The organism is Streptomyces sp. NPDC001351, assembly GCF_042896045.1.
In the GTDB taxonomy this organism is placed as follows: Bacteria; Actinomycetota; Actinomycetes; order Streptomycetales; family Streptomycetaceae; genus Streptomyces.
Map to the genome: position 1 here is coordinate 146,818 of NZ_JBIAWS010000020.1, position 26,797 is coordinate 173,614.

At 68.9% G+C, this 26,797-nt stretch carries 25 protein-coding genes and 3 pseudogenes; 14 read left to right on the forward strand and 14 right to left on the reverse strand.

All coding sequences use genetic code 11. The features are described 5' to 3' along the window. Positions 1 to 87: 87 nt before the first annotated feature. The 3 genes from pflA to ACFY1U_RS45785 form a co-directional block, all read right to left on the reverse strand. Complete coding sequence (pflA, locus tag ACFY1U_RS45775) at positions 88 to 837, reverse strand: pyruvate formate-lyase-activating protein (protein ID WP_390700005.1); 750 nt, start codon at positions 835 to 837, stop codon at positions 88 to 90. After that, positions 834 to 3,095 carry a formate C-acetyltransferase gene (gene pflB / locus ACFY1U_RS45780; RefSeq protein WP_390700006.1) on the reverse strand — a complete coding sequence of 754 codons (2,262 nt, stop codon included), beginning with the start codon at positions 3,093 to 3,095 and terminating at the stop codon, positions 834 to 836. Before pflB ends, pflA begins: the two co-directional genes overlap by 4 nt. A 177-nt stretch (positions 3,096 to 3,272) precedes the next feature. Beyond that, complete coding sequence (locus tag ACFY1U_RS45785; RefSeq protein ID WP_390700007.1) at positions 3,273 to 3,713, reverse strand: pyridoxamine 5'-phosphate oxidase family protein; 441 nt, start codon at positions 3,711 to 3,713, stop codon at positions 3,273 to 3,275. A 177-nt stretch (positions 3,714 to 3,890) separates the two neighbouring features. Here ACFY1U_RS45785 and ACFY1U_RS45790 point away from each other — a divergent pair, with 177 nt between their 5' ends. After that, positions 3,891 to 4,277, forward strand: coding sequence for an STAS domain-containing protein (locus ACFY1U_RS45790; RefSeq protein ID WP_390700008.1), 387 nt, complete (start codon positions 3,891 to 3,893; stop codon positions 4,275 to 4,277). Positions 4,278 to 4,386: 109 nt separating this feature from the next. Here the strand turns inward: ACFY1U_RS45790 and ACFY1U_RS45795 are convergent. Then, a pseudogene (locus ACFY1U_RS45795) lies at positions 4,387 to 5,086 on the reverse strand (hypothetical protein). A gap of 297 nt (positions 5,087 to 5,383) precedes the next feature. Here ACFY1U_RS45795 and ACFY1U_RS45800 point away from each other — a divergent pair. After that, positions 5,384 to 5,983, forward strand: a complete 600-nt coding sequence (locus tag ACFY1U_RS45800; protein ID WP_390700009.1) for a hypothetical protein — start codon at positions 5,384 to 5,386, stop codon at positions 5,981 to 5,983. Between the two features lie 210 nt (positions 5,984 to 6,193). Here ACFY1U_RS45800 and ACFY1U_RS45805 read toward each other — a convergent pair whose 3' ends face one another. Both ACFY1U_RS45805 and ACFY1U_RS45810 read right to left on the reverse strand, forming a co-directional pair. After that, positions 6,194 to 6,985 (reverse strand): ABC transporter permease, encoded by a 792-nt coding sequence (locus ACFY1U_RS45805; protein WP_390700010.1) that lies wholly within the window; start codon positions 6,983 to 6,985, stop codon positions 6,194 to 6,196. Next, positions 6,982 to 7,641, reverse strand: a complete 660-nt coding sequence (locus ACFY1U_RS45810) for an ATP-binding cassette domain-containing protein (RefSeq protein ID WP_390700044.1) — start codon at positions 7,639 to 7,641, stop codon at positions 6,982 to 6,984. The genes ACFY1U_RS45805 and ACFY1U_RS45810 overlap by 4 nt, the downstream gene beginning before the upstream one ends. A gap of 42 nt (positions 7,642 to 7,683) precedes the next feature. On the opposite strand from ACFY1U_RS45810, the gene ACFY1U_RS45815 reads away from it, so the two are divergent. The 9 genes from ACFY1U_RS45815 (at position 7,684) to ACFY1U_RS45855 (ending at position 13,564) form a co-directional block, all read left to right on the forward strand. Next, entirely contained in the window at positions 7,684 to 8,076 is a 393-nt protein-coding gene (locus ACFY1U_RS45815; RefSeq protein ID WP_390700011.1) for a DUF6153 family protein, read from the forward strand. An 82-nt stretch (positions 8,077 to 8,158) separates the two neighbouring features. Then, entirely contained in the window at positions 8,159 to 8,803 is a 645-nt protein-coding gene (locus ACFY1U_RS45820; RefSeq protein WP_390700012.1) for a DUF305 domain-containing protein, read from the forward strand. Between the two features lie 403 nt (positions 8,804 to 9,206). Beyond that, positions 9,207 to 9,992 carry a hypothetical protein gene (locus ACFY1U_RS45825; protein ID WP_390700013.1) on the forward strand — a complete coding sequence of 262 codons (786 nt, stop codon included), beginning with the start codon at positions 9,207 to 9,209 and terminating at the stop codon, positions 9,990 to 9,992. Between the two features lie 773 nt (positions 9,993 to 10,765). Continuing rightward, entirely contained in the window at positions 10,766 to 10,948 is a 183-nt protein-coding gene (locus ACFY1U_RS45830; RefSeq protein ID WP_390700014.1) for a hypothetical protein, read from the forward strand. A 5-nt stretch (positions 10,949 to 10,953) separates the two neighbouring features. Next, positions 10,954 to 11,292: an ArsR/SmtB family transcription factor gene (locus tag ACFY1U_RS45835; protein WP_390700015.1), complete on the forward strand. Its 339-nt coding sequence runs from the start codon at positions 10,954 to 10,956 to the stop codon at positions 11,290 to 11,292. Between the two features lie 20 nt (positions 11,293 to 11,312). Continuing rightward, positions 11,313 to 11,813 (forward strand): ATP-binding protein, encoded by a 501-nt coding sequence (locus ACFY1U_RS45840; protein ID WP_390700016.1) that lies wholly within the window; start codon positions 11,313 to 11,315, stop codon positions 11,811 to 11,813. Then, entirely contained in the window at positions 11,810 to 11,983 is a 174-nt protein-coding gene (locus ACFY1U_RS45845) for a DUF6126 family protein (RefSeq protein WP_390700017.1), read from the forward strand. Before ACFY1U_RS45840 ends, ACFY1U_RS45845 begins: the two co-directional genes overlap by 4 nt. Before the next feature lie 264 nt (positions 11,984 to 12,247). Further along, positions 12,248 to 12,745: a hypothetical protein gene (locus ACFY1U_RS45850; RefSeq protein WP_390700018.1), complete on the forward strand. Its 498-nt coding sequence runs from the start codon at positions 12,248 to 12,250 to the stop codon at positions 12,743 to 12,745. A 267-nt stretch (positions 12,746 to 13,012) separates the two neighbouring features. Further along, the gene (locus ACFY1U_RS45855) at positions 13,013 to 13,564 is read left to right on the forward strand and encodes an AAA family ATPase (RefSeq protein WP_390700019.1); all 552 of its coding nucleotides are present in this window, start codon (positions 13,013 to 13,015) and stop codon (positions 13,562 to 13,564) included. 21 nt (positions 13,565 to 13,585) lie between these two features. Here the strand turns inward: ACFY1U_RS45855 and ACFY1U_RS45860 are convergent. Beyond that, positions 13,586 to 13,696 (reverse strand): annotated as a pseudogene (locus tag ACFY1U_RS45860) (AAA family ATPase); the annotation flags it as partial. A gap of 562 nt (positions 13,697 to 14,258) precedes the next feature. Between ACFY1U_RS45860 and ACFY1U_RS45865 the strand changes: the two are divergent. Beyond that, positions 14,259 to 15,404, forward strand: a complete 1,146-nt coding sequence (locus tag ACFY1U_RS45865) for a glycosyltransferase family 4 protein (RefSeq protein WP_390700020.1) — start codon at positions 14,259 to 14,261, stop codon at positions 15,402 to 15,404. Between the two features lie 361 nt (positions 15,405 to 15,765). Then, on the forward strand, positions 15,766 to 17,115 hold the full coding sequence (locus ACFY1U_RS45870; RefSeq protein ID WP_390700021.1) for a hypothetical protein: 1,350 nt from the start codon (positions 15,766 to 15,768) through the stop codon (positions 17,113 to 17,115). A 260-nt stretch (positions 17,116 to 17,375) separates the two neighbouring features. Here the strand turns inward: ACFY1U_RS45870 and ACFY1U_RS45875 are convergent, their stop codons facing one another. Together ACFY1U_RS45875 and ACFY1U_RS45880 are read right to left on the reverse strand one after the other, a co-directional pair. Next, a complete protein-coding gene (locus tag ACFY1U_RS45875; RefSeq protein WP_390700022.1) occupies positions 17,376 to 17,837 on the reverse strand; it encodes a hypothetical protein in 462 nt (153 codons plus the stop codon). Between the two features lie 1,088 nt (positions 17,838 to 18,925). Continuing rightward, positions 18,926 to 19,369 carry a hypothetical protein gene (locus tag ACFY1U_RS45880; protein ID WP_390700023.1) on the reverse strand — a complete coding sequence of 148 codons (444 nt, stop codon included), beginning with the start codon at positions 19,367 to 19,369 and terminating at the stop codon, positions 18,926 to 18,928. Between the two features lie 273 nt (positions 19,370 to 19,642). Between ACFY1U_RS45880 and ACFY1U_RS45885 the strand changes: the two genes are divergently transcribed. Then, a complete protein-coding gene (locus tag ACFY1U_RS45885) occupies positions 19,643 to 21,448 on the forward strand; it encodes a hypothetical protein (RefSeq protein ID WP_390700024.1) in 1,806 nt (601 codons plus the stop codon). Between the two features lie 133 nt (positions 21,449 to 21,581). On the opposite strand, the pseudogene ACFY1U_RS45890 reads toward ACFY1U_RS45885, so the two are convergent. The 5 genes and pseudogenes from ACFY1U_RS45890 to ACFY1U_RS45910 all read right to left on the reverse strand — a co-directional run. Further along, positions 21,582 to 22,010, reverse strand: a pseudogene (locus ACFY1U_RS45890) (DinB family protein); the annotation flags it as partial. A 30-nt stretch (positions 22,011 to 22,040) separates the two neighbouring features. After that, on the reverse strand, positions 22,041 to 23,549 hold the full coding sequence (locus ACFY1U_RS45895) for an NADH-quinone oxidoreductase subunit C (protein ID WP_390700025.1): 1,509 nt from the start codon (positions 23,547 to 23,549) through the stop codon (positions 22,041 to 22,043). Between the two features lie 4 nt (positions 23,550 to 23,553). Then, complete coding sequence (locus ACFY1U_RS45900; protein ID WP_390700026.1) at positions 23,554 to 25,146, reverse strand: proton-conducting transporter membrane subunit; 1,593 nt, start codon at positions 25,144 to 25,146, stop codon at positions 23,554 to 23,556. Then, positions 25,146 to 25,838, reverse strand: coding sequence for a hypothetical protein (locus ACFY1U_RS45905; RefSeq protein ID WP_390700027.1), 693 nt, complete (start codon positions 25,836 to 25,838; stop codon positions 25,146 to 25,148). The genes ACFY1U_RS45900 and ACFY1U_RS45905 overlap by 1 nt, the downstream gene beginning before the upstream one ends. Then, positions 25,835 to 26,794, reverse strand: coding sequence for a respiratory chain complex I subunit 1 family protein (locus ACFY1U_RS45910; RefSeq protein ID WP_390700028.1), 960 nt, complete (start codon positions 26,792 to 26,794; stop codon positions 25,835 to 25,837). The genes ACFY1U_RS45905 and ACFY1U_RS45910 overlap by 4 nt, the downstream gene beginning before the upstream one ends. Positions 26,795 to 26,797: the final 3 nt, after the last annotated feature.

Sequence of the window (26,797 nt, forward strand, 5' to 3'; positions counted from 1 at the left end):
GGCACTTGAGAAGGGAGAGGTCTCAGGTCCCTGTGCGCAGGCCGTCTGGCCCACCCCGGGGTGAACATGCGAAGAAAGCCTGCCGGCTCACAACGCCCGCAGTCCGTGCTCCCGGAACTGTTCCCGCACCCGTTCCGTCAGCTCCGGATCGGGCCCGGGCGTGTCGCGCAGCGGGAAGTCGATACCCAGCGCGTCGTACTTGTGGGCGCCGAGCTTGTGGAAGGGCAGGACGTCGACCCGGTCGACGTTGCGCAGCCCGGCCAGAAAAGCGCCGAGGCCGTCCACAGCGGACGGGTCGTCGGTCCAGCCGGGGACGAGGACGTAGCGGATGTACACGGGGACTCCCAGCCGGTCCAAGCGAGTGGCGAAGCCGAGCGTGGGGGCCAGACGGGCACCCGTGAGCTTGCGGTGGGCGGTGGCGTCGAACGACTTGATGTCCAGCAGCACCAGGTCGGTGTCGGCGAGGAGTTCGTCGGAGGCACGCGCGCCCAGGAAGCCGGAGGTGTCCAGCGCCGTGTGCAGTCCGGCCTCCTTGCAGCGGCGCAGGATTTCGCCGGTGAAGGCGGCCTGGAGCAGCGGCTCCCCGCCGGTGACGGTCACCCCGCCGCCCGCCGTGGTGACGAACCCCCGGTACTTCTCGATCTCCGCCATCACCTCGTCGACCGTCGCCTCCCGGCCGTCGCGCATGTGCCAGGTGTCGGGGTTGGCGCAGTACAGGCAGCGCAGCGGGCAGCCGCTGACGAACAGGACGAACCGGGTCCCGGGGCCGTCCACACCAGTGGACAGGTCCCAGGAGTGCACCCGACCGGTCACCGCCGGTGCCGTCGTGACGTTCACAGCGCCCCGTGGAAGGTGCGGCTGATCACGTCGAGCTGCTGCTCGCGCGTGAGGCGGACGAAGTTGACGGCGTACCCGGAGACCCGGATCGTCAGCTCGGGGTACTTCTCGGGGTGTTCCATGGCGTCCTCGAGCGTCGCCCGGTTCAGGACGTTGACGTTCATGTGGAAACCACCGAAGGTCATGTACCCGTCGAGGATGCCGACCAGGTTGACGGCGCGCTCCGTGGGATTGTGGCCGAGCCCCTCGGGCGTGATGGTCGTGGTCAGAGAGATGCCGTCGCATGCCTGCTCGTACGGCAGCTTCGCCACCGACAGGGCCGATGCGACGACTCCGTGCCGGTCCCGGCCGTTCATGGGGTTGGCGCCGGGTGCGAAGGGCTGTCCAGCACGTCGGCCGTCGGGGGTGTTACCTGTGTGCTTGCCGTAGACGACGTTCGAGGTGATCGTCAAGACCGACTGGGTGTGCTCGGCACCGCGGTAGGTGGGATATTGGCGCACCTTGGCCATGAAGGACTCCACCAGATCGACGGCGATGCTGTCGGCGCGGTCGTCGTTGTTGCCGTACGCCGGGAAGTCGCCCTCGGTTCGGAAGTCGACGGCGAGTCCGCTGGCGTCCCGGAACACCTTCACCCGCGCGTACTTCACGGCGGACAGGCTGTCCGCGGCCACCGACAGACCGGCGATCCCACAGGCCATGAAGCGGTGCACGGGGTAGTCGTGCAGCGCCATCTCCAGGCGTTCGTAGGCGTACTTGTCGTGCATGTAGTGGATGACGTTGAGCGCGTTGACGTAGGTCCGGGCCAGCCAGTCCAGGACGTGGTCGTAGGCCGCCGACAGCTCGTCGTAGTCCAGGTGCTCACCGGTCAGCGGGGGCGCCGCGGGCGCGACCTGTTCGCCGGTCATCTCGTCGCGGCCGCCGTTGACCGCGTAGAGCAGCGCCTTGGCGAGATTGACCCGTGCGCCGAAGAACTGCATCTGTTTCCCGACCGCCATGGCGGACACGCAGCAGGCGATGGCGGTGTCGTCTCCGGTCCGGGGGCACAGCAGGTCGTCGGACTCGTACTGGACGGCGCTGGTGTCGATGGAGACCCGGGCGCAGAACTCCTTGAAGGCGTCGGGCAGCCGGGGCGACCAGAGCACGGTCAGGTTGGGTTCGGGGGCGGGGCCGAGGTTGTAGAGGGTCTGCAGGAAGCGGAAGGAGGTGCGGGTGACCAGGGTGCGTCCGTCGGCGCCCATGCCGCCGATGGACTCCGTCACCCAGGTCGGGTCTCCGGAGAAGAGGGCGTCGTACTCGGGGGTGCGCAGGAACCGCACGATCCTCAGCTTGATCACGAAGTCGTCGATGAGTTCCTGGGCGCGGGTCTCGTCGATGGACCCGTCCGTCAGGTCCCGCTGGAGGTAGACGTCGAGGAAGGTGGAGGTGCGGCCCAGGGACATCGCGGCGCCGTTCTGTTCCTTCACGGCGGCCAGATAGCCGAGGTAGAGCCACTGGACGGCCTCATGGGCGGTGGCGGCGGGACGGGAGACGTCACAGCCGTATGCCGCCGCCATCCGCGTCAGCTCACCCAACGCCCGCATCTGCTCGGCGAGTTCCTCCCGGTCACGGATGACCTCGGTGGAGGACGCGCAGGCGTCGAGCAGGGCACGCTCCTCCCGCTTGGCCTCGATCAGACGGTCTGTGCCGTACAGCGCCACGCGCCGGTAGTCGCCGATGATCCGGCCTCGTCCGTAGGCGTCGGGCAGTCCGGTGATGACGCCGGCCTTGCGGGCGGCGCGCATCTCCGGGGTGTAGACGTCGAAGACGCCGTCGTTGTGGGTCTTGCGGTAGGTGCCGAAGACCTTGGTCACGAAGGGGTCGGGCTCGTATCCGTACGCCCTGAGGCCGTTCTCGACCATCCGGAGACCGCCGTTCGGCATGATCGCGCGCTTGAGCGGGGCGTCGGTCTGCAGGCCGACGATCAGTTCACGGTCCCGGTCGATGTAGCCGGGGGCGTGCGAGGTGATCGTCGAGGGGGTGGCGGTGTCCACGTCGAGGATGCCCTTGCGCCGCTCCTCGGGGAACAGCGCGCTGACCTTGTGCCACACGGCGAGCGTGCGCTCGGTCGGACCGGTAAGGAACTCCGGGCCGCCTTCGTACGGCGTGTAGTTGGCCTGGATGAAGTCGCGTACGTCGATCCGGTCGCGCCAGTGCCGGCCGCCGAAGCCACGCCAGGCATCGGCGGGAGCGTCCACGTCTGGACGGGTTGCCACGGTCATCACTGCCTCCGCATCGTTTCGCGACACCGCACACGAACGGTTCCGTGGGCGGCTCCGCTGACGATGCTCCTCGTGTGCCCCTGCTCGGGGCAGGGCCTGCGGGAACCCGTCGCCGCGCCGTCCGGCCCCGCGCCGTTGGGCCTTTCGGTCCAGGTCGCGGGCGGTGATGCCCAGCGGTCAGGCGGAGAGGTACAGGCCATACATCGTGCGGCCGGCGACGAGTTCACGGCCGGTGACCAGTTCAGACTCGATGCGCACGAAGACCTCTTCGGGGGAGGGAGCCCAGGAGCGCGGGCCGATCAGTTCCAGGCGGGCCGCCTCGGCCGGATCCCTCACGATCTCGGCCCGGCCGGTGAGGACGACGCTCCAACCGCAGTGCGTCTCCACGTCGGCCGCGTCCGCCTCGAAGGCGACGACCGCGCCGTCGACCGCGCGGACCAGCTCGGAGGTCGCCGAGGTCCGCAGTAGCACCGCTCCGTCCGCGTCCAGGCCGAAGTTGACCGGCACGACTGCGGGCAGCGCCTGGCGCGTGTAGACGATACGGCCGATGGGAGCCGTCGCCAGCAGGCGCAGGCACTCGTGACGACCGAGTTCGCGGACACCATCGTTCGCGTACATGAGTCAGCCCCGCCTTTCGCCCGGTGAAGGGGATCACAGTCCATGCTGAGCCCGCCGGCGGCTACGGGTGAGGGCCACGGGTCCCGTGCGGACCGGAGAGCGGCCGAGGAAACACGCCGCCGAAGGCGGGCCGTACGGCCCTTCCGGCACGCCCGTCGGCCCGGATTTCATCCGACCATGGTCGAAACCCTCGTCATGTCCGCACCCCGCCACACCGAGCATGCCGTCGACGGGACGACCGTCGTGGAGCTGCACGGTGAGATCGACATCCTCACGGCGCCGTCCCTCGGGGCGCGCCTGGACGATGTGACGGCCGTCCTCCACGACCTCATGGTGGACCTTCGCGCCGTGTCCTTCATCGACTGCGCCGGGCTGGGGGTGCTCTGCCGGGCGCGGAACAGAGCCATGGAACAACACGGCCGGCTACGTCTCATCACGGACAGCAATCGGTTCCTTCGCGTACTGAGCGGTGCGGGGCTGAAGGGCGTGTTCGAGATCTACGACCGTCTGCCCGAAGCTCTGACTGCTGCGCCTGGCGGGATCCTCGCCGCCGCAACAGGCTGACAAGACCGTAGGCGAGCAGTCCGCAGACCACAGGGAGATGAAGGCCCAGCGCCAGGCCGTCGGGGTGACCGTATCCCCAGGATCACGGCCACTCAGGCGGCCCGGCCATTCAGCGCCATCCCGCCTGATCTGATGCACGTCGCGGAGTGGTCGGGCCCTCAGGTCCGTACCCGAGGCGGATCAAAATCTGCGCATGCCGGGTGCGGTCCGGTACGGGGCTCAGGTCGTGGCGCAGGCCGGGCCACTCCATCGGCTGGTGCAGCAGGGAGGAACGCACACCGTGCGCCGTGGCCACCAACAGCACGTGCTCCAGCGCCTGCCCGGCGCGCAGCCAGTCGCTGCGACGGTCGTGCCCGGTGGTCAGCAGGGCTACCACAGGCAGCGACTCGAATGCCGTGCGGAAGCGGACTGCCGGTGAAGGGGAACCTGCTGCTGTGCCTGCGCCAGATCATCGGGTGGAGATCGGGACGGTGCCCTGCGGTCTGCCGCTGGGCCGATCCGGACAGTCGCAGGGTGGCCGGCACGCCCGGGTCCTCGGGATCCGGCAGCAGGCGTACGACGGGTGCCCAGCCGAAGTGGGCCGTCGCGGCGCGGAGGTTGAAGACAGCGGCACCGACAGACAGATGCAGCGCCCGACCCACAGGATCGGCATGGCGCAGGCCGCGCTCAGGCGCGGCGCGAACCTCCAGCGCGACGGTCTCAGGGTCGAGCAGGAAGCGCCACGGCTGGGTGTTGTACATCGAGGGAGCGGCCACGGCAGCCGAGATGCAGGACTCCAGGATCGCAGCATCGAGCGGCACGGTTCGCATGATGGCCTCCTCCCGTACGAAGTCGGACAGTTACGCGTGTCCTACGAGCGTGAGAGCACCACAGCAGAACGGTGAGGGGCCGATGGTCTCCTTGCCAGGCCCGTTCAGGGCACGCCCGACCACTGCGCACGGGCAGAGAACTACGGCGTCTCGACGACGCTTGCGTGCTCTGTGCCGAACGGTCGTGCACCAGCATGGACTTGGCCCGATCGGCCCTCCCCTCCCGCCTGATCGGCCCAAGTCATGAAAGTGCTGCGGCTGTCACCTTCGTCTGTGTGACGGAGGAGGTGCGGAGAGATGCGCGAGGACAGGCCCGCAAACAGCAAGCGCAGGCGGACGAAGGCGCCGCTGTGGCGGTGGCGAAACAACCCCATTCGGCGACGCGACGACGTCCTCGAGGCATGGCTCGTGCTGGCCATGTGGGTGCTCTTCGCTGTGGGCGGCACGGTGGCCGGTCTGGTGACGGCCCATGCAGCCAACCAGGTCTTCACCCAGCAGCGGGCCGAACAGATCCCCACTCGCGCCGTTCTCCTTGATGATGTCCCGCGCACCGCGGCCTCGGGGACAGACAGGGACCTGGCCTTGGCAAGGGTCCGCTGGACAACCTCGGACGGCACCACGCACAGCGGCATGACGCTCTTGACCACCGGAAGGAACGCCGGCTCCACGGTCAGGATCTGGACCGACACGCAAGGGAAACTGAGTACGCAGCCGCCGACGCCCGCCAAGGCAGCCGTCGAGGCCGGACTCCTTGGAACCTCCGCCGCCCTCGCCCTGAGCGGCGTGGTGTTCGGGATCGGGAGCGCCGGGCGGTGGTGCCTCGACCGTCGGCGCATCCAGCAGTGGGACAGGGAATGGACCCTGGTCGGGCCGCAGTGGGGCCACAAGACCAGTTGACCCGCAAACCCGGGCACGTGAGTCGAGGATGGCCTCGTCGAGTTCGGCCAAGGCCTGGCGTGCCAGCCGGAGGCGTCGTGTGCATCCCCGCGGGCGACCGGCTTCGGGCTCGGCCATGAGGTGCAACACCAGGGCTTCTTTGAGAGGGAGGCCACGGCTCGGCTCTGCAAGCTCTACCACCGGTGCGTTGGTGGACTGCACCGCGGCCGTTCATCGCCGTCGGCTCGCAGGTCGTTCGGCGAGCGGCCGCAGGCGGTGCGCCTCGTCGAACAGGGCGCGTTCGGCGAGGCGTACGGCGAGGAGCGCGGCCAGTGCCGCGGCGGCGAGCAGCATGTACATCACGACGATCTGGTAGCGGATCGCGGTGAAGGGGTCGACTCCGGCGAGGATGAGGCCGGTCATGGCGCCGGGCAGGCTGATGATGCCGACGGTTTTGGTGGAGTCTAGGGCTGGGATCAGGGCCGTGCGGACGATGGTGCGCTGGTGCGGGGCGAAGGCGTCGGCGGCGGAGAGGCCGAGGCTGAGGCGGGCTTCGATGGCGGGGCGGGCGGCACGGACCTCGTCGTGGAGGCGGGTGAGGGCGAGGGCGGTGGCCTGCATGGCGCCGGAGACGACCATGCCGCCGACGGGGATGACCACGCGGGCCTGGGTGGCGATCACGCCCAGTGCGAGCAGGGTGCCCATGGTCGCCGCCGTGCCGACGGTGATCGCGGCGGTCGCGGTGGGGAGGGCTTTGGGCAGGTCCCGGGTGCGACGGGCGGCGACCTGGCCTGCGATGAGGACCATGAGGGCGAGCCAGCCGATGGCACCCGCCAGCCCTGTGTGGCGGAAGGCCAGCAGCAACAGGGCGCCGACCGCGGCGAGTTGAAGTGCCGCGCGGGCGGCGGCGACGGCGACGTCTCGGGCCAGGTGGAGGCGTCCGTGCCAGGCCACGGCGATGGTGAGGGCGATGAGCGCGGCGGAGGCGGCGACGCCCGCCCACGTGGGGACGGCGGGGTTCACGCGGACTCCTTCAGGTAGGCGACCCGGTGGGCCTGGCCCTGGTCGACGAGGCGGCCCTCGTCGAGGACGAGTACGTGGTCGGAGACGCGGCGGGCCTGGGCGATGTTGTGGCTGACCAGGACCACGGTCAGGCCGTCGGTGACCAGTTCGCGTACGGCATCCTCGACGGCCGCGGTGCTGACGGCGTCGAGGGCGGAGGTGGGTTCGTCCAGAAGCAGCGCCCCGGGGGTGACGGCCAGGGCTCTGGCCAGGCAGACGCGTTGGGCCTCGCCTCCGGAGAGGTTCGTGGTGGAGCGGTCGAGGTAGGCGGCGGGCAGGTGGGCACGGTCGAGGAGAGCGGCTGCTTCGTGGCGGTCGAGGTCGGGACGGCCGACGCGCAGGTCGTCCAGGACGGTGTCGGTGAGCAGGACGGGCTGCTGGCCGACGAGGGTCACGTGGCGGCGCAGGGTGAGGACGTTCCAGGCGGGGAGGGGGCGGCCCTGGAAGGTGACGGTTCCGGTCGTGGGTTCTTCGAGGCGGTTGAGCAGGCGCAGGAGGGTGCTCTTGCCCGCGCCGCTCGGTCCGACCAGGGCGGTGCAGGGCCGACCCCAGCCGATGACGACGTAACCCAGAAACCGTTGCGGCCGTGATGAACGCGAGCAACGCCACCCCCGTATCCATCACGAGCCACTTGCCACCCCCGACCCAGGACAAGCCCTGTGACCAGTCCCGAGCAGCGCCTCGCGCGACCGCCCGTGCTGCGGTGGCAGTTGCTGCTCGTACTGGGGCTGCTCGCGGGGCTGTTGGGCATGCACGCCCTGGCACCGGGCGGCCTCGCCCCGGATCGCGTCCACCACCGTCCCCTGGCAACTCCCGTTGCGATGGACGACGGTGACTGCTCCGGCGACCGTTGCGGCGGATGCCTCGTCCAGCACGCCGACTCGACCTGTGTGTCGGCGGCCGTCGGCGGCGGGCCGGAACTGCCCACGCCCGCACCCGATCCGGTCGCCTTCGCCGGGCAGGCCGACGTCGCGTGCCCGCACCCGGCCGCAGCTCCGGACGGCACCCGCGCGCCACCTTCTCTGGCCGAACTCCAACTCCTGCGGATCTAGAGCCTGCCGGCACACCGCGCCGTCCACCGGCGCGGTGCTCGCGCACGCCCGGAATCCCTCTTCTCACCGCAGGAGTTCGAACATGTCCGCAACCCCCCGCACCCTCACCCGCCGCGCCGCGCTGATCGCGGCCACCGCGACAGCCGCGCTCGTCCTCAGCGCCTGCGGCGGCAGCAACGACAGCGGCAGCGCAGCGTCTTCCGGCACATCCGCGTCGTCCTCTACGGGTGCCGACACCACCGCCGACACGTACAACGCGGAGGACGTCGCCTTCGCCCAGGGCATGATCCCGCACCACCAGCAGGCCGTTCAGATGGCGCGGCTCGCCGCCGACCGGGCCTCATCCGCCCAGGTCAAGGAGCTCGCCGCACGGATCGAGAAGGCACAGGACCCGGAGATCACGACCATGTCCGGCTGGCTGAAGTCCTGGGGCAAGGACATGCCGATGTCCGGCAGCTCCATGTCCTCCATGCCCGGCATGGGCCAGTCCGGCATGCCCGGCATGATGAGCGGCGCCCACATGGCCGGGCTGAAGAAGCTGTCCGGCAAGGAGTTCGACACCATGTTCCTGACCATGATGATCGAGCACCACAAGGGCGCCGTCGAGATGGCCACCACCGAGAAGAACAAGGGCAAGTACGGCGCCGCCACCTCCCTGGCCGACAGCATCATCACCACGCAGAACGCCGAGATCACGCAGATGAACAAGATGCTCGGCAAGGGCTGAGCAGACCGTGCGGGGGCCGGGCCTGGCACCGGCCCCCTGCCGCTGCAGGGCCGTGCCGAGCGCCTACTCGGTTCGGCCCTTCCTCGTCACCGACCTCGCCGTCCGTGAGGGCATCAAGGGGCGGCGCAGCGAGGAATACGGCTGCCGCCCCGCAGAGCCTCGGCGGGTCAGCCCCACCCCGCCACCCCGCACCGGAAGCCGTCCTGTGTAAGCCGACGGCCGAGGCAGGCCCCTGTCAGGGCCTGTGATCAGCGCCTCGGTGGGACCGGTCGCCGACAGGCAGGGGCCGGACGGCCCTGGGACGGGCCGTCCGCGTGGCAGGAGGCTGGCCACAAGACCAGCCCAGCGGGCGACCGCGTTGCGGCGGTCGCGGACGGGATCACCGGCCGCAGAGGTGAGGATCATGACCCGTAGGCGTGCACGGGCCGCCGCTGTCGCGGCTCTGGCCCTGGCGGGCACCGTGGCCATCGGTGCCTGCGATACGACCGGTACCACCTCCGGCAACGCCAGAACCGCCAGCCGCACCCCCACCGCGTCGGCCAGTCGCGCGCCCACCACTCCCGCCCCCGGGGCGAGCAGCGCCCCGACCACGGGCCCGACCAGCGGATGGGGACCGGACATGTGGAGCGGCCGGAACTCCGGCATGATGGGCGGCAGCTCGGGGTCATGGAGCCCCGGCATGATGGGCAGCAACATGATGGGCGACTGGTGGCTGGCGGGCAACCACCGGGTGCAGACCCTCGGCCAGGCCCGCCAGCGGGCGACGGTGTTCGCCGACCGCCTCGGCCTGCGGGTCGGCGAGGTCATGCAGTTCTCCCGTGACTTCTACGCCGAGGTGGAGACCACGAGTGGCCGGACGGCCACCGAAGTCCTGGTCAACCCGGCCGACGGCGCCGTACAGATCGAGTACGGGCCCGCGATGATGTGGAACACCGCCTACGGCATGCACTACGGCGGCCGGAACCAGGCCCGGGTGTCGGCCGCGCAGGCCCAGGACATCGCCCGGCAGTGGCTCCGCGACCATGGCACCACGCTGACCGCAGGCACCCCGGAGTCCGACCCCGGCTACTACACCCTGCACACCATGCAGTCCGGGAAGATCACCGGGATGCTGTCGGTCAACGCCTCCACCGGCCAGGTCTGGGACCACACCTGGCACGGCACCTACATCGCCACCAGCCGGCGGTGACCACACCGGCCATCTGTAGTGCCCCGCACACAACCACAACTGCCGGACCACGCGGACGCCACCCACATCGGCGCTGTGCAGCCGCCACCGAACCCTGATTCTGTGTGCTCCTGCAACGACGTATTCCCGAGCAAGGTGCGCTTCCGAATGCCGACCGCCCTCGGCCACCGAGAGGCGTTTCCCGCGCCTGCGAGCCGACGGCGTGCCCTTAGACGCATCGTTCGACCAGCTCGCGCAGGAGCGGAGGGTGCGCCGTCATCATGGTTGCTTCCCCTTCCGTCTCGCCCGCATGGGCTACCCCCATGCCCCTTACGGTCGCAGCCGCCGGTGAGCGCCGCATCCTGGCGCCGGTCACCTACTGTCATGACAGAAGGCCCCTGGTCTCTCCCTCGGCGACCAGGAGTTATCGAGGTCAGCCAGCAAGATCCAGAGTTGAGCGACTCAGCTTGCGCGGCTGCCTCACGAGGCGGAGACCGGGCCTGTCAGCCGACTGGGGTCGGTGGCGCTACGGGCCTAGGAACTGACGGACCATCTGTATCAGCAGTCGCTGCAGCACGGAAACGTTCCCCACTTCCTCCGCCAGCGCGACGGAGCTGCGCGAGTTCTGCCTCTGTGCGCAGCTTCTGGCCCATCCGTGACAATTCCGGCGACGGGCGGCCGAAAGCCAGAGCGTTGGCAGTGTCTGTCGTGGGCGACACCGGCCCTACAATTGAAGAGTTCTTCAATTGGTTAGTTGCCGTTGTCTCTACATGATCTGCTGCCCGGAGGTCTCAGTGAACGAAGTCGCCGACGCGCTGCTGGCGCGGGTACGCGCGGCTCGGGCAGGTCTGGCGGCTGCCGTGAGTGCCGGGGATGCATACGAGGTGGCGGTGGCCGAGGACGAACTGGACGACGCGGTGCGGCTGGCGCGACGGCACGGACTGGACGTCGAGGCGACCGGGGTGGACGAGGGGTGATCGGGATGCCGATTCCGCTGTATGAGGCAAAGGCCGAGTTCTTCCGAATGCTCGGCCACCCGGTGCGCATACGGGTGCTGGAGCTCTTGCAGGACGGTCCGAAACCGGTGCGCGAGCTGCTCGCCGACATCGAGGTCGAGCCGTCGAGTCTGTCGCAGCAACTGGCCGTGCTGCGCCGCTCGGGCATCGTGACGGCGACGCGCACCGGTTCGACGGTGGTGTACGAGCTGGCCGGGGGTGACGTGGCCGAGCTCCTCGCCGCGGCGCGGCGGATCCTGGCCACGCTGCTGACCGGACGCCAGGACATGCTCGACGAACTGCGCGCGACGGAAGTGACCCGTTGACCGGCAGCGGAGGATTTCGCATGCCGTGGCGGGGCGGCAGACCGGCTGCGGCTCACGAACATGTGCGGCCCGCGGCGCAGCGGCACATCGCCTCATTCAGGCTGGAGCCCCAGGCGGTGCGGCGGGCCCGCGAGTCGGTCGCCGAACACCTTCCCGCCGCAGGCGTCGCGCCGGGCTCCGCGTTCGCGGATGCGGTGCTGCTGGTGACCAGCGAGCTGGTCGTGAATGTGCTGCGGCATGCCCCTCGCTCGCCGGTGGTGGACGTGGGGATCACGGTCGGGGCCGGGCATCTGGTCGTCAGAGTCGCCGACGCCGAGCCACAGCTGCCGGATCTCAGCGCCGAGGGGATGGGCGCGGGGCTGCGGATGGTGGCCGAGCTGGCCGCCGACTACAACGGCGACGTCAGCGCGGAGCCCGGCGTCGACCACGACGGCAAGGTCATCCTCGTGCGGTTCAGCGTGCCCTCGCAGGGCCACGGGCAGCAGTGGACATCACAAAAGAGCAGGGAGACGACACGGTGACCGACCAGGCATCCGGGCAGTCCACGGGCAAACAGCCGAAGACCAAAGACAGGGAGTGGCGAATCGAGCGCGGCGTCGCGATCCGGGCGGGCTTCTACATCTTCGGCACGCATCTGTTCGCCGGCTTCGTGTGGCTGCTCTTCTACTTGGGTCAACACGCGCACAGGTGACCCGGCGACGGCGTGCGCGGTCTGGGCCAAGGGCCCATCAGCCCTGGTGTCGACCCCGCCGGCCCATGGACCGTCTCCCTTGCAGTCAGGGAAGATCGACTGCCCCTCCTATGGGCGGCTGGACAGGGCGGCCAGGGGACCATGCCCGGGCCAGATTGAAGACTTCTTCAATTGGACAGCCGCCACCACCGATACACACTCGACCGGCCGGAGGCTGCGGAACCGCACCTGGGCGGGTTCGGCGCGGAGAAAGGACTGCCTGAAGTGATCGCTGTTGTGGGACATCCCGACCTCACCGCACCCACGCTGGCGATGCTGGAGGAAGAGCTCTACTGGCGGCTGTCCGAGTTCGCCCGGGCGGGCAGAGCTGGGCTGGTACGTGCCGGGCGGGGGCTGCCCGTCGCCTTCGGCAGGGCCGCTCGCGCCGCGGGGGTGGCGCTGGTGACCGTGCTGCCCTCCAGGAACGGCGTGCCCGAGGTGCTGGAGTCGTGCGACCGCAGGGCGGCCGGCGAGCTGTTGCTGCTCTCCGAACAGGTGCGGCTGCTGGAGTACGACCCGTCCGACCGCGATGCCTGCGTCGGTGCGGACGAAAGCGTGCTGGGCTCCTGCGCCCGGCTCCTGGCCGTGTGGGACGGCTCCCCCTCCACCAGCCGGGACTCCACAGCCCATCTCGTGGCCTTCGCCCGCACCAGCGGCATAGATGTCGAGGTCCTGTGGCCCGAGGGAGCCGGCCGCATGGCATCGGACGAGGAAGCGTCATGACCCCGACGCCACAGGACCGCGCCTCTCCCGTGCGCAAGGTCGAGCTGAGCCGACGCTTGAGGGGCTCGGCTGCAGAAGTGTCGGCGAGTTTTAGGAACGCCGCATAGTCAGGCGACTGTCGGCCATGCGGTGTGAGGGCTCCCGCTCGCAGACCCCCAGAGACCTGGGCGGGGGCTCTCTCGCCCCGGGGCCGGAGCGGACTGCTCATGAGGACCGCTCCTTGAAAATACGATTGCTGGCCACCAGGCACGCTGGCACGATTCACGCGTGATCACTGCTGAGACGCCGGACTGCCTGATCGTGACGGGGATGCCCGGGGCCGGGAAGTCGACGGTGACCAGGCTCGTCGCCGAGCGTCTGCCGCGCTCCGCCCGGCTCGACGGCGACTTCATCAACAGGCTGATCGTCAGCGGTCGTGTCTGGGCCCTTGGTGAACCGGCCGACGAGGCAGCGCGGCAGGTGGAGCTGTGCAACCGCAATCTATGCATGCTGGCGAACAATTTTGCCGACGCCGGCTTCGCGCCCGTGATCGACTGGGTGATCCCCGAACGCAGGCAGCTGGACTTCTTCGTCTCGCTCCTTCCGGCCAGGAAAGTTCTGTTCGTCGTCCTCGCACCGGGTATTGAGGCATGCCGACACCGCAACACTCTGCGTGATCCACGGGAGCGGTTCGACTTCGACGGCTATGAAGATCTCGATGCCGACATGAAGCGTGAGCTCGGCGATGTCGGCTGGTGGTTCGACACGGCCGCCCTCACTCCCGAGGAGACCGCCGACCGCATCATCCGGGAAGCTCGCCATCGCGCGATGGTGAACTGACTGCAAGTTCCCCGGCACTGTTCAGGTCACGGCGGCTTGTTCTGCCCTGGCCCGGGACTGGGCGAGGCGGTAGGAGTCTCTGCCGGTCTCGATGATGGTGTCGTTGAAGGTCAGCCGGTCGACGATTCCGGACACGACACAGCCACCGACTCCGAGGTGCTGGCCACGATGCGCAACACCCCGGCCTCCGGGCTCACTTGCTCCATCAGCACCCTGTCCAGGTGCGGCAAGTGCGCCTGACACGCCGTCAGCGGAACCTCACACTCGACAAGTACCGTGCGCTGGTGACAGACCGTCACCGGCGGCGGGGAGCGTGATCGACTTCACGGAATTTTTGGATGCGCGAGTTCAGTCGACGCCGACAGGCTGACCGGCACCTGTGCCCTGCTGCTGGCGCTGTATGGCCGACGAGGGGCGGCGGATGGCCGGTTTCCGACCGGCGTGAGCCAGAGTGCCTGTGAGCTGTGCGTTTTATGCCGTGCCTCGGCAGGCCACGATGTGGTGGTTTCGCACGGAGGCACTGGTTCCGCTCAGGTGTGTCGGGGCTGAATGGATGCGAGGCCGGAGCCGGCAGACGACGCGTTCCGCCTGACTTCGCGCGCTCTCGACGCATCGCCCTATCCGGGGGGACTTCTTGGTGGACCAGCTGGCATTACGGCCGTACCGCCTGGCCGTTGCACCGACCGCGCGGGGCGTGTCCATTGTGGCCCGGGTGTACGGGTATCCACCGGACCACAACGCCGGCTCGGAGTGGATGCTCCACTCGATGCTGCGCCCCCTGGCCGAGCGCGGTCACAAGGTGGAGGTGTGGCTGTCCCACCCCGGCAAGAGCGAGAAGACCTATGAGATCGACGGAGTACGGGTCATCCCTTTCCAGGAAGGCATCGACTTCGCCGCCCAGGCGCATACAGCCGATGTGTTGGTCTCCCACTACGAGAACGTGCCCCTGGTGGCCGGCCTCGCCCGGGACCGTCTCATCCCGCTGGCCGTGATCTGCCACGACAACTTCGCCGCCAGCTTCCACAATGCGGCGGGTGCTGATCTCGTCGTCTACAACAGTGAGTGGATCCGGCGGGACGGCGAGATCTTCTACGCCCGCTACCCACAAGAGTTCCTGCCCCGGCAGAGCATCATCGTGCGCCCGCCGGTGATGGTGCAGGAGTACCGCACGCAGCCCGGCGACTGCGCCACCCTGGTCAATCTCAACGCCGACAAGGGCGGCGAGCTGTTCTGGCAGATCGCCGCCTGGACTCCGCAGTGGAAGTTCCTCGGCGTCCAAGGGGCTTACGGGCAGCAGATCATGCCGCCACCCCGGCTGCCCAACTGCGAGGTCCTCGACTCGGTTCCCGGACAGCAGATGCGCGAGCACGTCTACAGCCGCTCCCGCGTGATGCTCATGCCGAGCCTGTACGAGTCCTGGGGCCGAGTGGGGGTGGAGGCGTTCGCCTCGGGCATCCCGGTCATCGCTCACCCCACCCCCGGACTCGTTGAATCGTTGGGCGAAGCCGGCATCTTCGCCTACCGCGACGACCTCAACGCCTGGATCGACGCCCTCGTATCCCTCCAGGACCCCGAAAACTGGGCCCGCGCCTCCCACCGGGCCAAAGCCCGCTCCATCGAACTGAGCGCCACTCCCGACCTCGACCTGTGGTGCGACGCCATCGAATCACTGACAACCGCGCACACCCCGAACCGCCTCCGCCGGCGTGCCATCGGCACGCTCGTCGACGCCACCGAAATGCGCCGCAGCACGCGGGACAGCGGTGCAGCCTGCGAGGGAGAACCGCATCCGTGTCCCTGTGCGTCACGGTGCTGCTCAATACAGGCCAACCACGATTGATTCCGTCCGCTGCGAAAGGACGGCAGACCATGGCCCAGGAAACCCTCGTCCCCTCCCCCATCCGGATCTCGCAGTCCAGCCTCCTGCCGCCGTTCCGCAGAACACAAGCCCACCTCTCGCTCCCTGCGCACACATCCGGCGCTTCAACTACTAGGGCAACGCGGAGAACTTCACCGTTCCGGCGGGCGTCACGACGATCAATGCCCGCGGCTGGGGCGCCGGGAGCGCGGTACCCAACCTAGGGCGCAGGGCGGCTTGGCCACGGGGGCATCGCCCTGGTGCGGACGGACATCGGCCTTTCATCGTTCCCTCACGACCCGAGCCGGAAGTGAGCCGGGTCTTCCACTCAAAGGAGAATGGCATGAGCACATCAGTGTTGGCAGCACTGCCGGTCGACGCTCAGACGTCGGACCCGGAATGGACGAATATCAAAACCCTCGGGTATGCGAACCGGTTCTCGGTGTGGGACTCCGAGTTCCGGTACGACGGCCGCATCCGCGTCCCCATGGGCATCAAGATCACAAAGGTCGAGTACGCCTACTTCGGCCAGGACGACAAGTCCTACATCACTGCTGTCGAGGTGCCGCGTGGCCGCATGGGCATCGACCAGCAGTACGAGGTGATCGACCTGACGTTCCTCGAGGACTCCGACGTCATCACCTTCACCCTGCGCGGTGACCTCAACGTCGACTCCGCACCGGAGCGGGGTCAGTACAGCCGCACATACCAGCTCGGCGTCAAGATCAGCCTCAGCGACGGCACGGCCCGCACCACGCACGTGGAGGTGGAGGTCCTCTGGCCCCTCTACGACCCGGACAACGGACGGATCGGGCGCCCCTTCGTCCGCCTGCCCTACGACACGGCTTGGGGCGGAACTCCCAACAGCCAGGCCGGCTTCGGCTACGTGTCGGACAACGGCTACATCGCCGACAAGTTCATCATCGACCTGGTCAACCCCCGGCAGGGCAAGGAGAACGTGCCCGGCAACAACAGCGACCACGTCTACTACCAGCTGGTGCATGAGGACGGCACGCCGTCCCACCTCACGCCCACCCCCGTCAAGTTCAACGTCAAGGGCCACGCGGACGCCGGAACCGGCAACAAGCGCATCCTCGACGCCGTCAACCTGCAGGATGAGGGCGACAAACCGGGGTACTACCGATTCCTGGTCTGGCCGCAGTCCACCAGTACCGCCGACGGCAAGACAAGCACCCTGAGCTGGAATCCGAACAAGCCGGAAGACGCCTTCCAGCTTGGCAGCGTCTACTTCCGCTACACCGCTACCCGCAGCGCCAGCTTTTCCGTCGCCCCGGGCGGACCGCCGGACGTCAGGCTGACCGCCGGCGGCCCCGTCGGCTACCCCGGTGTGCGTCTCGAGACCAACGAAGGACCGGTCCCCGTGCAGACCGTCCGGGTCAGCCTGCCCGAAGGGATGGGACTGCAGTTCGTGGAGGAAGGCAACCCCGGCTACCAGCTGACCGTGCTGGACTCCGACGGAGCACTGAAGAACTTCGTCGGACAACTGTCCCAGGACGGCCAGAGTGTCACCTTCTCCAAGGTCAACCTGGCACTGGCGGGCAAGTCCTCCAAGTCCACCGCCTGGGTTGCCGTCAAGGCCATCGACCCGAACACCACGGGCCGCACGTCTTTGACGTTCCAGGTGGGAAGCGAGACGAGCCAAAGCACCCCCATCGAGGTCCGTTCCCGCTGACATTCAAGGCCGCGCCGGCGCCCCCGACGGGGTGCGGGCGCGGCGAGCAGCAAAACCCATGGCCCGCTGAGCGGAGCGCATGGGCTCGGCACCATCGACTCACGCGGCGCCGGCCGTCAGCAGTGTGCTGGTCGCCGCCAACGGAGCCTGCGCCGCGACATCGGTGCGGGGCCGGGCTGGCGGCCATCTGGTCGGGCTGTGTCTGGAACTGTGAAACCACGAGGCCATGCGAGGCCATCGTCAGGGCCGCCCGCTGCTCGCTATCCAGCTGACGTCCGACCTGGAGTGTTCCGGGCAGAACCCCGGTCTGTTTCCTCGGGTACGGGCAGTGGTTGCCGCCACCGCGTGGACGCGTCGGCCTCCGGTGCGCTCCGCCGGAGGCTGTCGGCCAGGTCCCCGCCGGCGTGGTCGGAGCGGGCGGCGACAGCGAGAAGGCGGTAGGGGGCGGACGGCCACAGCTCGACGCGTACCACGGGTCTGCCGGGCCGTACCGCGACGAAGTCCTTCCCGCCCTGGTGACGGCGGGTGTCGAGACACAGGGCACCGGGGATGCACCTGCCGTGCTCCTGGGTGGCGCGCAGGGCACGCCACCAGTCCGGTTCTACGGTCACCCGGCGCACCGCCGCCAGCGGCACACGCACATCACGGCGGCGTACGGCGGCCTTCTCCCACCAGGCCAGCCGTACGACCAGGTCGTCACCCTTGACGAGCATGCGCGCCACCGGTCGTGCGCCTCCCCGAACAGGACTCGGGACCACAAGAGTCATCGGAAATGTGCCCTGCAACAGAATATCTGGCCAGGTACCCAAATAGGCGATCACATTTTAGGGCATTGCAGGCGGAGTGTAACGCGGCTGAGGCAGCCATACACAGAAGAAAAAAGGCCCTGCAACACCCTCGCCTGCAAATTCGGTATGCGCAGCGATTGCACCGGCACGACATCTCGCGAGCTCGGAATTCGGCAGCCCCTCCGAAAAGGTCCCACTACCGATCTACGAGAACCTGGTGCGCGAGCACGGTGACGCCGTCACGGAAGCACATCTGGCGGCAGAGCACACCCAACATCAGGCGGTGCAACGAACGGCGGACAGCACGGGTAACGGCCGGTCATTCCTTCGGGCACTCGGACCGAAGCCGGTGCCGGCGATCAGCCGGAGCGCCGCGGGTCGCCGCCGTGGCGATGGGTCCGGTGCAGACGGGACCACGCCGGCATCGGGGGCACCGCAGACCGTCAGACTCGGGCAAGCAGGGTCCGGACAGCCTGGTCGGGCAGGACGAGGACATCCGGGTGGCCGAGGTCGATGACCAGGTACAGCTCGGGTCCGGGCCAGATGGCAGCGAGCCGGCCCAACGACACCAGCCGGTAGGCCAGGGCCTTCGGCAGCGTGGCACCAAGCCGCTCCTCGTTCTGCGAGTTGTCGCCATCCCACCACCGGTCCAGCGGCTACTGGAGATCACCGGAACGACTGGGCCACTGACCCCCGGTCCTGACCCTGAGCGGCCAGGGACGACGCCGACCTGACCTTATTCGCGATCGCGCTTACGGCGTCGCGGCCACCACGGCCGTCACCAAGATCAAGGTGGAGGCAACCGCCACTATCGACGCACGGAACCAGAGGCCGGCAGCGAAGCGAGGCCCATCAGTCTGATCTTGGTTGGGCTGTAGGCACCTACAGCCGTGGTGCTGCAACACGGGAGAGTCCAGCCAGTGGGCGCCCAGCAGCCCTTGGATCGAACCAGCCTCGTCACACCCGTGTCCCCGAGCCGGTGGCGGCTCGGGGACACGGGTGTGACGGCGTCCGAGGCGGCGTCACTCTGTCTCGGCGCTCTCCTTCGAACGGAAGCGCCGGAAGAGCACCTCGCCCCAGAGGTGGGGTACACACACGCCTCCAGCAGTGAGGAGCGCGGGCATGAGCGGCATGCCGTTGAGGAAAACGGCGAGAACGAAGCCGACGCCCCCCAGAGTGCCGCTGGTGATCTTTGCGGCCAGTCGGCTCTCGATCTTGTTGAGCCGGTTTCCGAGGACCAGGGCAAGGACTCCGACGCCGGCGTACACCAGCGCACAGGTTGTGCTGTCCGAGATGCCGTAGTGCTCCAGGAGTGTGCGCGCAATGTTGGCCAGGGTGAAGAAGATCCCGTAGCCGTCCCATGACGGGCGGGCGAGGTCGAGTTCGGCCTCCTGCCCTGCCAGTTTGATCTTCCGCAGCGGTAGCACGTAGGTCTCCGCCAGCGTACGGTTTCCTTTAGAGGGCATGTCAGACCACCTCATTGCAGCTCTGATATGCGGTCGACGCTTGTTCACAGCAAGTCGTCGATCTTTACCTTGCCGACCCCTCCCGGTCCCAACGGGAGGGGTCGCTGGCGTTCAGCGTCCTTCAGGGGAGCGGGATACGCAAGTGCCTGCAACTGCCCTTTCCGCAGGTCAGAGGCTTGTTTGTGGGCTCATCTTGCGCGGGGTACAACTAGCAAGCGGCTTCCCTGCAACCAATCGGGGCCCTCACCGCAATTCCGCTGCTAAGTTCAAACAATGGGGCGGCGCAAAGAAACCAAGATCACGAATATCGAGAAGCCCGATGAGCTGCTCGGTTACGCGACGGTGGCCACAGTGGAACGTATTTCGCTGCACAGGGTCACACAGGAAGACCTCGCGGACATCATGGGTGGTAAAGACCCGGGAAACTTATCCCGCAAACTGCATCGCCCGGACATCGAGCTGCTGAGGGAACTGGACAAGATCACCGCGACGCTGGATCCCGCGGTGGGCCGCACCGGTGGAGTCTCGGCCCTCGCTGTACGGCTACGACGTATGCGGCAGCCCAAGGACCTGACCGCCCAGCATCCGCCGAGCTGGACCACCGCCTTGCTGTCCCGGTCGGCGGAGGACGAGTTCGACGTCCTGATGCAGGGCTCCGCCCTGCTGTCGATGCTGGAGATCCCCGGTCAAGCCAGCCGCATCTGCGATCGGCACAGCCGTGAGCTGAAAGAGGTGGTGGCCCGCCTCATCGTCATCGGCGCCTCGCCGCCCACACCACGGAACATCGATGCGCTCATCCTTCTGGGAAGCATCGCCGGCTACGCCTTCGATGTGGTCAAGAACCTGCTTCAGAACGCCCTGGAGTCAATGCCACTGGGTTTTCGGGTGTGGCGCGCCGTGACGGCGGTCCTGGTGCTGAACCAGGACGGTGCGCGGGCCACAGCCGAGCTGAAGGAATGGGTCAGGGCTCAGCTGCGAGCGTCTGCGGCGCTGCGGGCGAAGAGCCTGTTCCCTGCCCGCTCGCTCGATCTGGAAGCCGCCATCGCCATACCTCGGGAATGGTCACCACCGGGCAGCGGCGACTGGGTGGCGGACGTGCTGAAAACGAGGATCGAGGACCCGCACGCCACGATCCGCGAGCGCGGTACGGCCGCCCTGGGCCTGTGGGAGCGAGCCGTCGACGGTCCCTACCAGGGCCAAACGGAAACGTATCTACGGAAGCTGACCGACGACTTCCGGGAGGAGGCCCGCGCGACCGGTGACGTAGCCCATGGCCTGCGCTGGGTGGCCGACACCTTGGAACACACGCTGGACACGGGCCAAGCGGTGTGTAACAGCTGGCCGGAGAGCGACGAGCCGTGCCTGCGCGTGGTCCGGGACGCCGTGGCGTCTTTGGACCACGACACCGACGACGCCAGCATGCTCATCCCCAAGGGAAGTCTGGACGCCAGCAAGACTCTCCTGGAACACGCGATCCTGCAGAACGCCGGGGTGTACCGCCGCCACGCGATCGATGCCCTGCTGGCCGGCGGATGGACCCTGCCCGTCACCCGCGCCCTGGAGCAGGTCCTCATCCACTCCGAAGCCGAGCCGTGGCTGCGCTGTCGCGCGCTGTTCGCACTGGGATTCCTGCAGGAACGGGACATCGGTGTCGAGCGCATACTCCGTGAAGCCTACGAGCGGGCCTACCAGGCCCTGATGGCCGACAAATCCCGGGGCGCGGCCTCCGAGATGCACGCCGTGCTGTTCGCCATCGGTGACTGCTTCGGAGTGCCCGAGGAAGGAGCAGCCGCACCTGCCCGCCGGCTCCGCGCTGAACTCGCCCCCACCCTCGGCAGTCTTCTTGCCGTGTCTCGCACGAACCCGACGGTCCATCGGGTGGCGCGCGCGGCCGCGTACATGGTGACCGTCACTGCCCAGTCAGGCGACGGCTCGTCCTATGACCTGCTGGGGCAGTTGCTCGACCACCAGGACCAGGCGACCAAGGATCTGTGCAACTGGGCACGCGACAACCGTTTCGAAAAGAACGGGGCCGTCGTGCGCCCGTTGCACAAGGCGCCCTTGCTCCGCAGGAGCTGAGGCGGGAGGGAGGCAAAGGGGGTGTACCGGATCGATCCGCGAAAAATGATCGCCGTCACATGACTGAAGATCGCAGCCAAGGAGCGTCACGGAGTCCAGTCGTTTCCGAAGCTCGATCGCCGGTTACGGAAGGTCACATTCGGTGCGGTACGGCTCTGTTCTGCCGGCGGTGGAGGTCGCGCAGCAGGGAAATCTCGGCGCCGTGATGGATCAGCTCCCGGTTGACGTGCAGGACCCTGTTCTCCATGGGAAACTGCTCGGGACCCACCGCGGGCGGATTCTCCAGGGCGGCGTCCGAGAGTTCGCGGACCCCCGCGTTCCATCGCCCGTCCATCTCATCGAGCTGTTTCAGCGCCATGTCGGCGGTCCCCGCGTAGGGGAAGGTCCCGGAGTCGACGTCCTGGCCGCCGAAGTACCATCCGACCCGATAGCCCAGGCACGAGACGATGATGTGCGCCAGCCGCCAGGCAATGGTGGTCACCGGCGCCGGCACCGGGTCAGGGGACGCGAAGTCCATCTTCCACTCCCCTGAACCCACCGACATCGGTGCGGCCGACGTACCTGGCAGATGACGAAGACTCACTGATCGAACCTAGAGGTCGTTGCCCGCGTAGGAGAGGTTGAAGCTCTTGTTGGTCAGCGGGAAGTCCGGGACGATTGTGTCGGCCAACGCGACTGGCAGGGCGGGCCAGTTGAAGAAGGACGGGTCGACCGGCTTGACGCGGGCCAGGGTGCCGTCGGAGGCGAGTTCGATGCGGGTGGTGATAGTGCCGCGCCAGCCCTCCACAATGCCCACGCCGGTACGTGGCGCCGCTCCGGACGGCGACGGAGGCGCGAGCATGGCCATGGGGGCCGACAGCCCCTCGGAGAAGTGCTCGATCAGGGCCAGCGAGACGTCGATCTCCTCGGCACGGACCAGGAAGCGGGCCAGGACGTCGCCGCTCTCGTGGACGGGCACGGTGAGCCTTGTGTCGTCGTACGGCGTGAAGGGGTGGGTGATCCGGGCGTCGGCGCCGAGGCCGCTGGCGCGGGCGACGTAGCCGAGGCAGCCGATCGTGCGGGCTGCCTCGGTGTTCAGGATCGCGGTGCCGGTGAAGCGGTCGTGGACGGTGGAATGACCGAGGGCCAGGTCGGCGATCTCGTGGATGTCCTCGCCGATCGCCTTCAGACGCACGAGGTCGGGCAGGGCGTGCAGTGCCGCGCCGCCGGGGACGACGCCGCCGCGCAGCAGCCGGTGTCCGGTGACTTCTTTGTTGAGGCGCAGGAGTTGTTCGCGCACCCGTTGGGCGTGTGCGTTGAGGATGCCGTGGCCGACGTCGTTGCAGAGCATGCCGAGGTCGTTGCAGAGCATGCCGAGGTCGGCGATGTGGTTGTGGATCCGCTCCAGTTCCAGGAGCATCGCGCGGGCCCGCTGGGCCTCGTCCGGGACTTCGGTGCCGGTGGCCTCCTCGACGGCCAGGCAGTACGCGAGGGCGTGGCCGACGGCGGTGTCGCCGCTGATGCGTTCGGCCAGAGGGAGTCCGGCGGCCACCGAGCGCCCCTGGAACAGCTTCTCCACCCCTCTGTGGACGAACCAGAGGCGGGCTTTGAGCTTGAGGATGGTCTCGCCGAGGACGGAGAAGCGGAAGTGGCCGGGCTCGATCAGTCCGGCGTGGACCGGCCCGACCGGGATCTCGTAGATGCCGTCGCCTTCGACCTCCAGGAAGGGGTACGGCCCTTCCTGCTCGCCGAAGGCCGGCGGTGGTCCGGCCTTGGGACGCATGGGGTACCAGCCGCGCGGCCAGTGGAAGTGCCGGACGAGGCGGCGCGGGAGCGGGTGGCCCTGGGGGACGATGCCGTACAGGTCGCGCATCTCGCGCTCGAATCGGCCTGCGGGGAAGGAGAGATGGGCGAGGGTGGGAACGACCTCGGGCTGGTTCGGTGCGAGGCGGATGTGGAGTTCGGTGCGGGTGTCGGGCGGGCCGGCGACGAACAGATAGACCACGCGGAGCCCGTGCTCGTCGTGGTGGGCGGCGACCAGCGCGAGCCGGTGGCCACCCGTCAGCAACTCCTCGGCGCGCTGCGGTAGTTCGGTGACGTCGATGTCGTGCGTGGTGCGCATCGCTTCAGCCTCCGATCGCCTGGGCGGCGGCGTGCAACAGGTCGGTGAGCGGGCCCAGGGCCACGCCCAGGCCGGCGCAGGCGGCCAAGCCCAGTAGCAAGGGCCACACACCGGACGGGCTTTCCCCGGCCGGTGTTCCCGGTCCGAGCAGCATGCGGGCGGTCCGCGCGGCGAGAGCGGCGAAGGCGACCAGCACGAGCAGCAGGGCCACCGCCAGGACCCAGCCCAAGCGCCCTCCGGCGGCGAAGCCGGCCCGGGCGATGCCCAGCTCGGAGGCGAAGAGGCTGAAGGGCGGGAAGGCCATCAGCGCCACCACCGCAAGCCCGAACGCCCCCGCGAGCGGCGGCGCCTGGGCAAGCAGCCCGCGCACTCGCCCGATCCGCGCCGTACCCGTGATCTGCAGGATCCGGCCCGAAGCGCAGAAAGCGACCGACTTGGCCAGCCCGTGCCCGGCGATGTGCAACAGCGCGGCGGACAACGCGAGGGGGCTGCCGATCGCCGCGGCCAGCGCGATCAGGCTCATGTGCTCCATGGACGAGTAGGCCAGCATCCGCTTGTAGTCGCGCTGGGCGAGTAGCAGCCCGGCCGCGAGGGCGAGGGTGAGCAGGGCGATCCCTGCCAGCAGAACGCGGGTGAAGCCGACGCCGAGGGCGGCGTCGGCGATGACCCGGTAGCGCAGGATCGCGGCGAAGGCGACCGACAGCAGGACTCCGGACATCAGCGCGGACACCGGTGCGGGGGCCTGGCTGTGGGCGTCCGGCAGCCAGGCGTGCAGGGGGATCAGACCGGCCTTGGCGCCGAAGCCGAGCACGATCAGGGTGATGCCGAGCCGGGTGACCGCCGGGTCGAGGCGGTCGGCGCGGGCGACGAGGGTGGGCCAGTCCAGCGCCCACGCCTCCGCGATCCCGGCCTGCCGGGCCGCGTAGTAGATGAGCACGGTGCCGAGGAAGGCGAGCGCGATGCCGGCCGAGCAGATCACCACGTACTTCCAGGCCGCCTCCACCGACGTACGGGTGCGGCGGTGGCCGACCAGGAAGGCGGTGACGATGGTGGTGGCTTCGATGGCGACCCACAGCACGCCGAGGTTGGCGGTCACCACCGCCAGGCACATCGCGGCCAGGAACGCCTGGACGAGGACGTGGTAGCGCCACACCGTCCGCTCGCTCGCCCGCCCGGCATCCCGCTCTCCACTCAGATACGCGGGTGCCGAGCCGCAGGCGATCAGTGCGACTGCGCCGACCACCAGCAGCATCCATGCGGTCAGCGCGTCCGCGCGCAGGAGGCCGGAGTACGCCCGCCGGGATCCGCCGCTGTCGACGTCCGCCGCGAACAGGCTCCCGCACGTGAGGATGACGGCGGGTGAGACGAGCCCGGCCCAGTCCCGCACATGCTGCTTGGGGACCTCGTCGGGCTCGGGCATCTCCGCCACCAGGACCGGTCCCTGTGCGGACACTCGCTGCCGAGCCTCGATGAGCTCCGCGGCGAAAGCCTTGGCGGTCGGGCGGGTGCGCGGTGCGGCCAGTGCGTACGCGCCGGCCACTGCCAGCGGCACGGCGGCGGGTGCGGTGAGGAGGAACGCGGAAGCGGTCGGGCTCATCAGTCGTGCAGCTCCCGCAGGTCGTCGATGTCGGTGGTGCCGAACGCCTCCCGCATCCGGGTGGTGAGGATCTGCAGCACCAGCACCGCCAGCAACACGTCGAAGGAGACACCGAGTTCGACGATCAGTGGTACCCCGGAGGTGGCCAGGAACGCGGTGGCGGTGATGCCGTTGTCGAGCAGCAGGAAGCCGACTACCTGGGCGAGCGCCCGCCTGCGGGTCACCAGCACGAAGAAGCCGATCAGGACGACGGCGAGGCCGACCGGGAGGGCGCGGGTGGCCGGCGTCGGGTGCAGTGCGGTCAGCGGGCGGGCCACCGCGTAGGCCAACAGCGTCAGCAGGGACGCGGTCAGCAGGGAGGCGGCGACGTTGACGAGGGGCTGCGTCTCCCGCGTCTCCGCGCCCCCGTCGGCGTAGCGCTGCCGGTCCTGGGTGAGCGCGGCCAGGGCGCGGCGCATGAGATACGGCAGGACACCGGCTCTGAGGGCTCCGATACCGATCCCGACGGCGACCAGGTCCCAGCGTTCCTCGTGCGCGCCGAGCAGGACGGCGATCGCGGCGAGGGCGACACCCTGCAGGGCGAAGACGCGGACGATCGAGGCCAGTTCGCGCATCCACAGCACGATCACGGCGGCCAGCAGGAAGGCCCCGCAGGCCAGATCGAGGAGCTGGGTATAGAGGCCGCCGCTCATGACACACCGCTCAGGAAGTACGAGGCCGCCACCGCGAGCAGGGCCAGCAGGAAGGAGCCGGCGAGCAGTTCGGGCACCCTGAACAGCCGCACCTTGGCCCAGAACACCTCGGCCGCCGCGAGCACCGCGCCCAGCAGGCAGATCTTCGCCGCGAACAGCACCAGCGCCACGACGAGGGCCGCCCAGGAGGCGCTGGTGGCGATGCCCCACGGCACGAACAGCGAGGACAGCAGGCCGAGCAGCAGGGTGAGCCGCATCTGGGCGCCGAGTTCGACCAGCGCCAGGTCGGGACCTGCGTACTCCAGCACCATCGCCTCGTGGATCATGGTCAGTTCGAGGTGGGTGGAGGGATTGTCCACCGGGATCCGGCCGGTTTCCGCGAGCACCGCGACCGCGAGGGCGGCGGTGGCCAGCAGGCCGGCCGGGGAGGCGAGGCGGGACGGTTCGTGGGCGGCGCCGGAGACGATGGCCGGGATGTTGGTCGTTCCGGCCGGTATCGACAGGGCGAACACCGACAGCAGGATGGTCGGCTCGACGAGTGCGGCGACCGTCATCTCCCGGGATGCGCCCATCCCGCCGAACGCGGTGCCGGTGTCCAGGCCGGCCAGGGCGAGGGCCAAGGTGCCCAGCGCGATCAAGGCGACCACCAGAATGAGGTCCGCGTGCGAGCTGACCGGGGTGTGGGTGGACAGCAGCGGTACGAGAGCGGCGGCCACGACGGTGGTGGCGACCAGCAGCGCGGGTGCCGCACGGAACGCCGGGCCGGTCCCCACCGGGGTGATGGGCTCCTTGCGGAGCAGCTTGCGCGCGTCCCGCCAGGGCTGGAGCACTCCGGCGCCGGCCCGGCCCTCCAGGCGGGCCCGCACCTGTCGCATCCACCCGGTCACCACGGGCGCCCCGGCACCGACCACGACAACCTGGCCGGCCACGGCCGCGTATCCGACAGCAGTACTCATCTG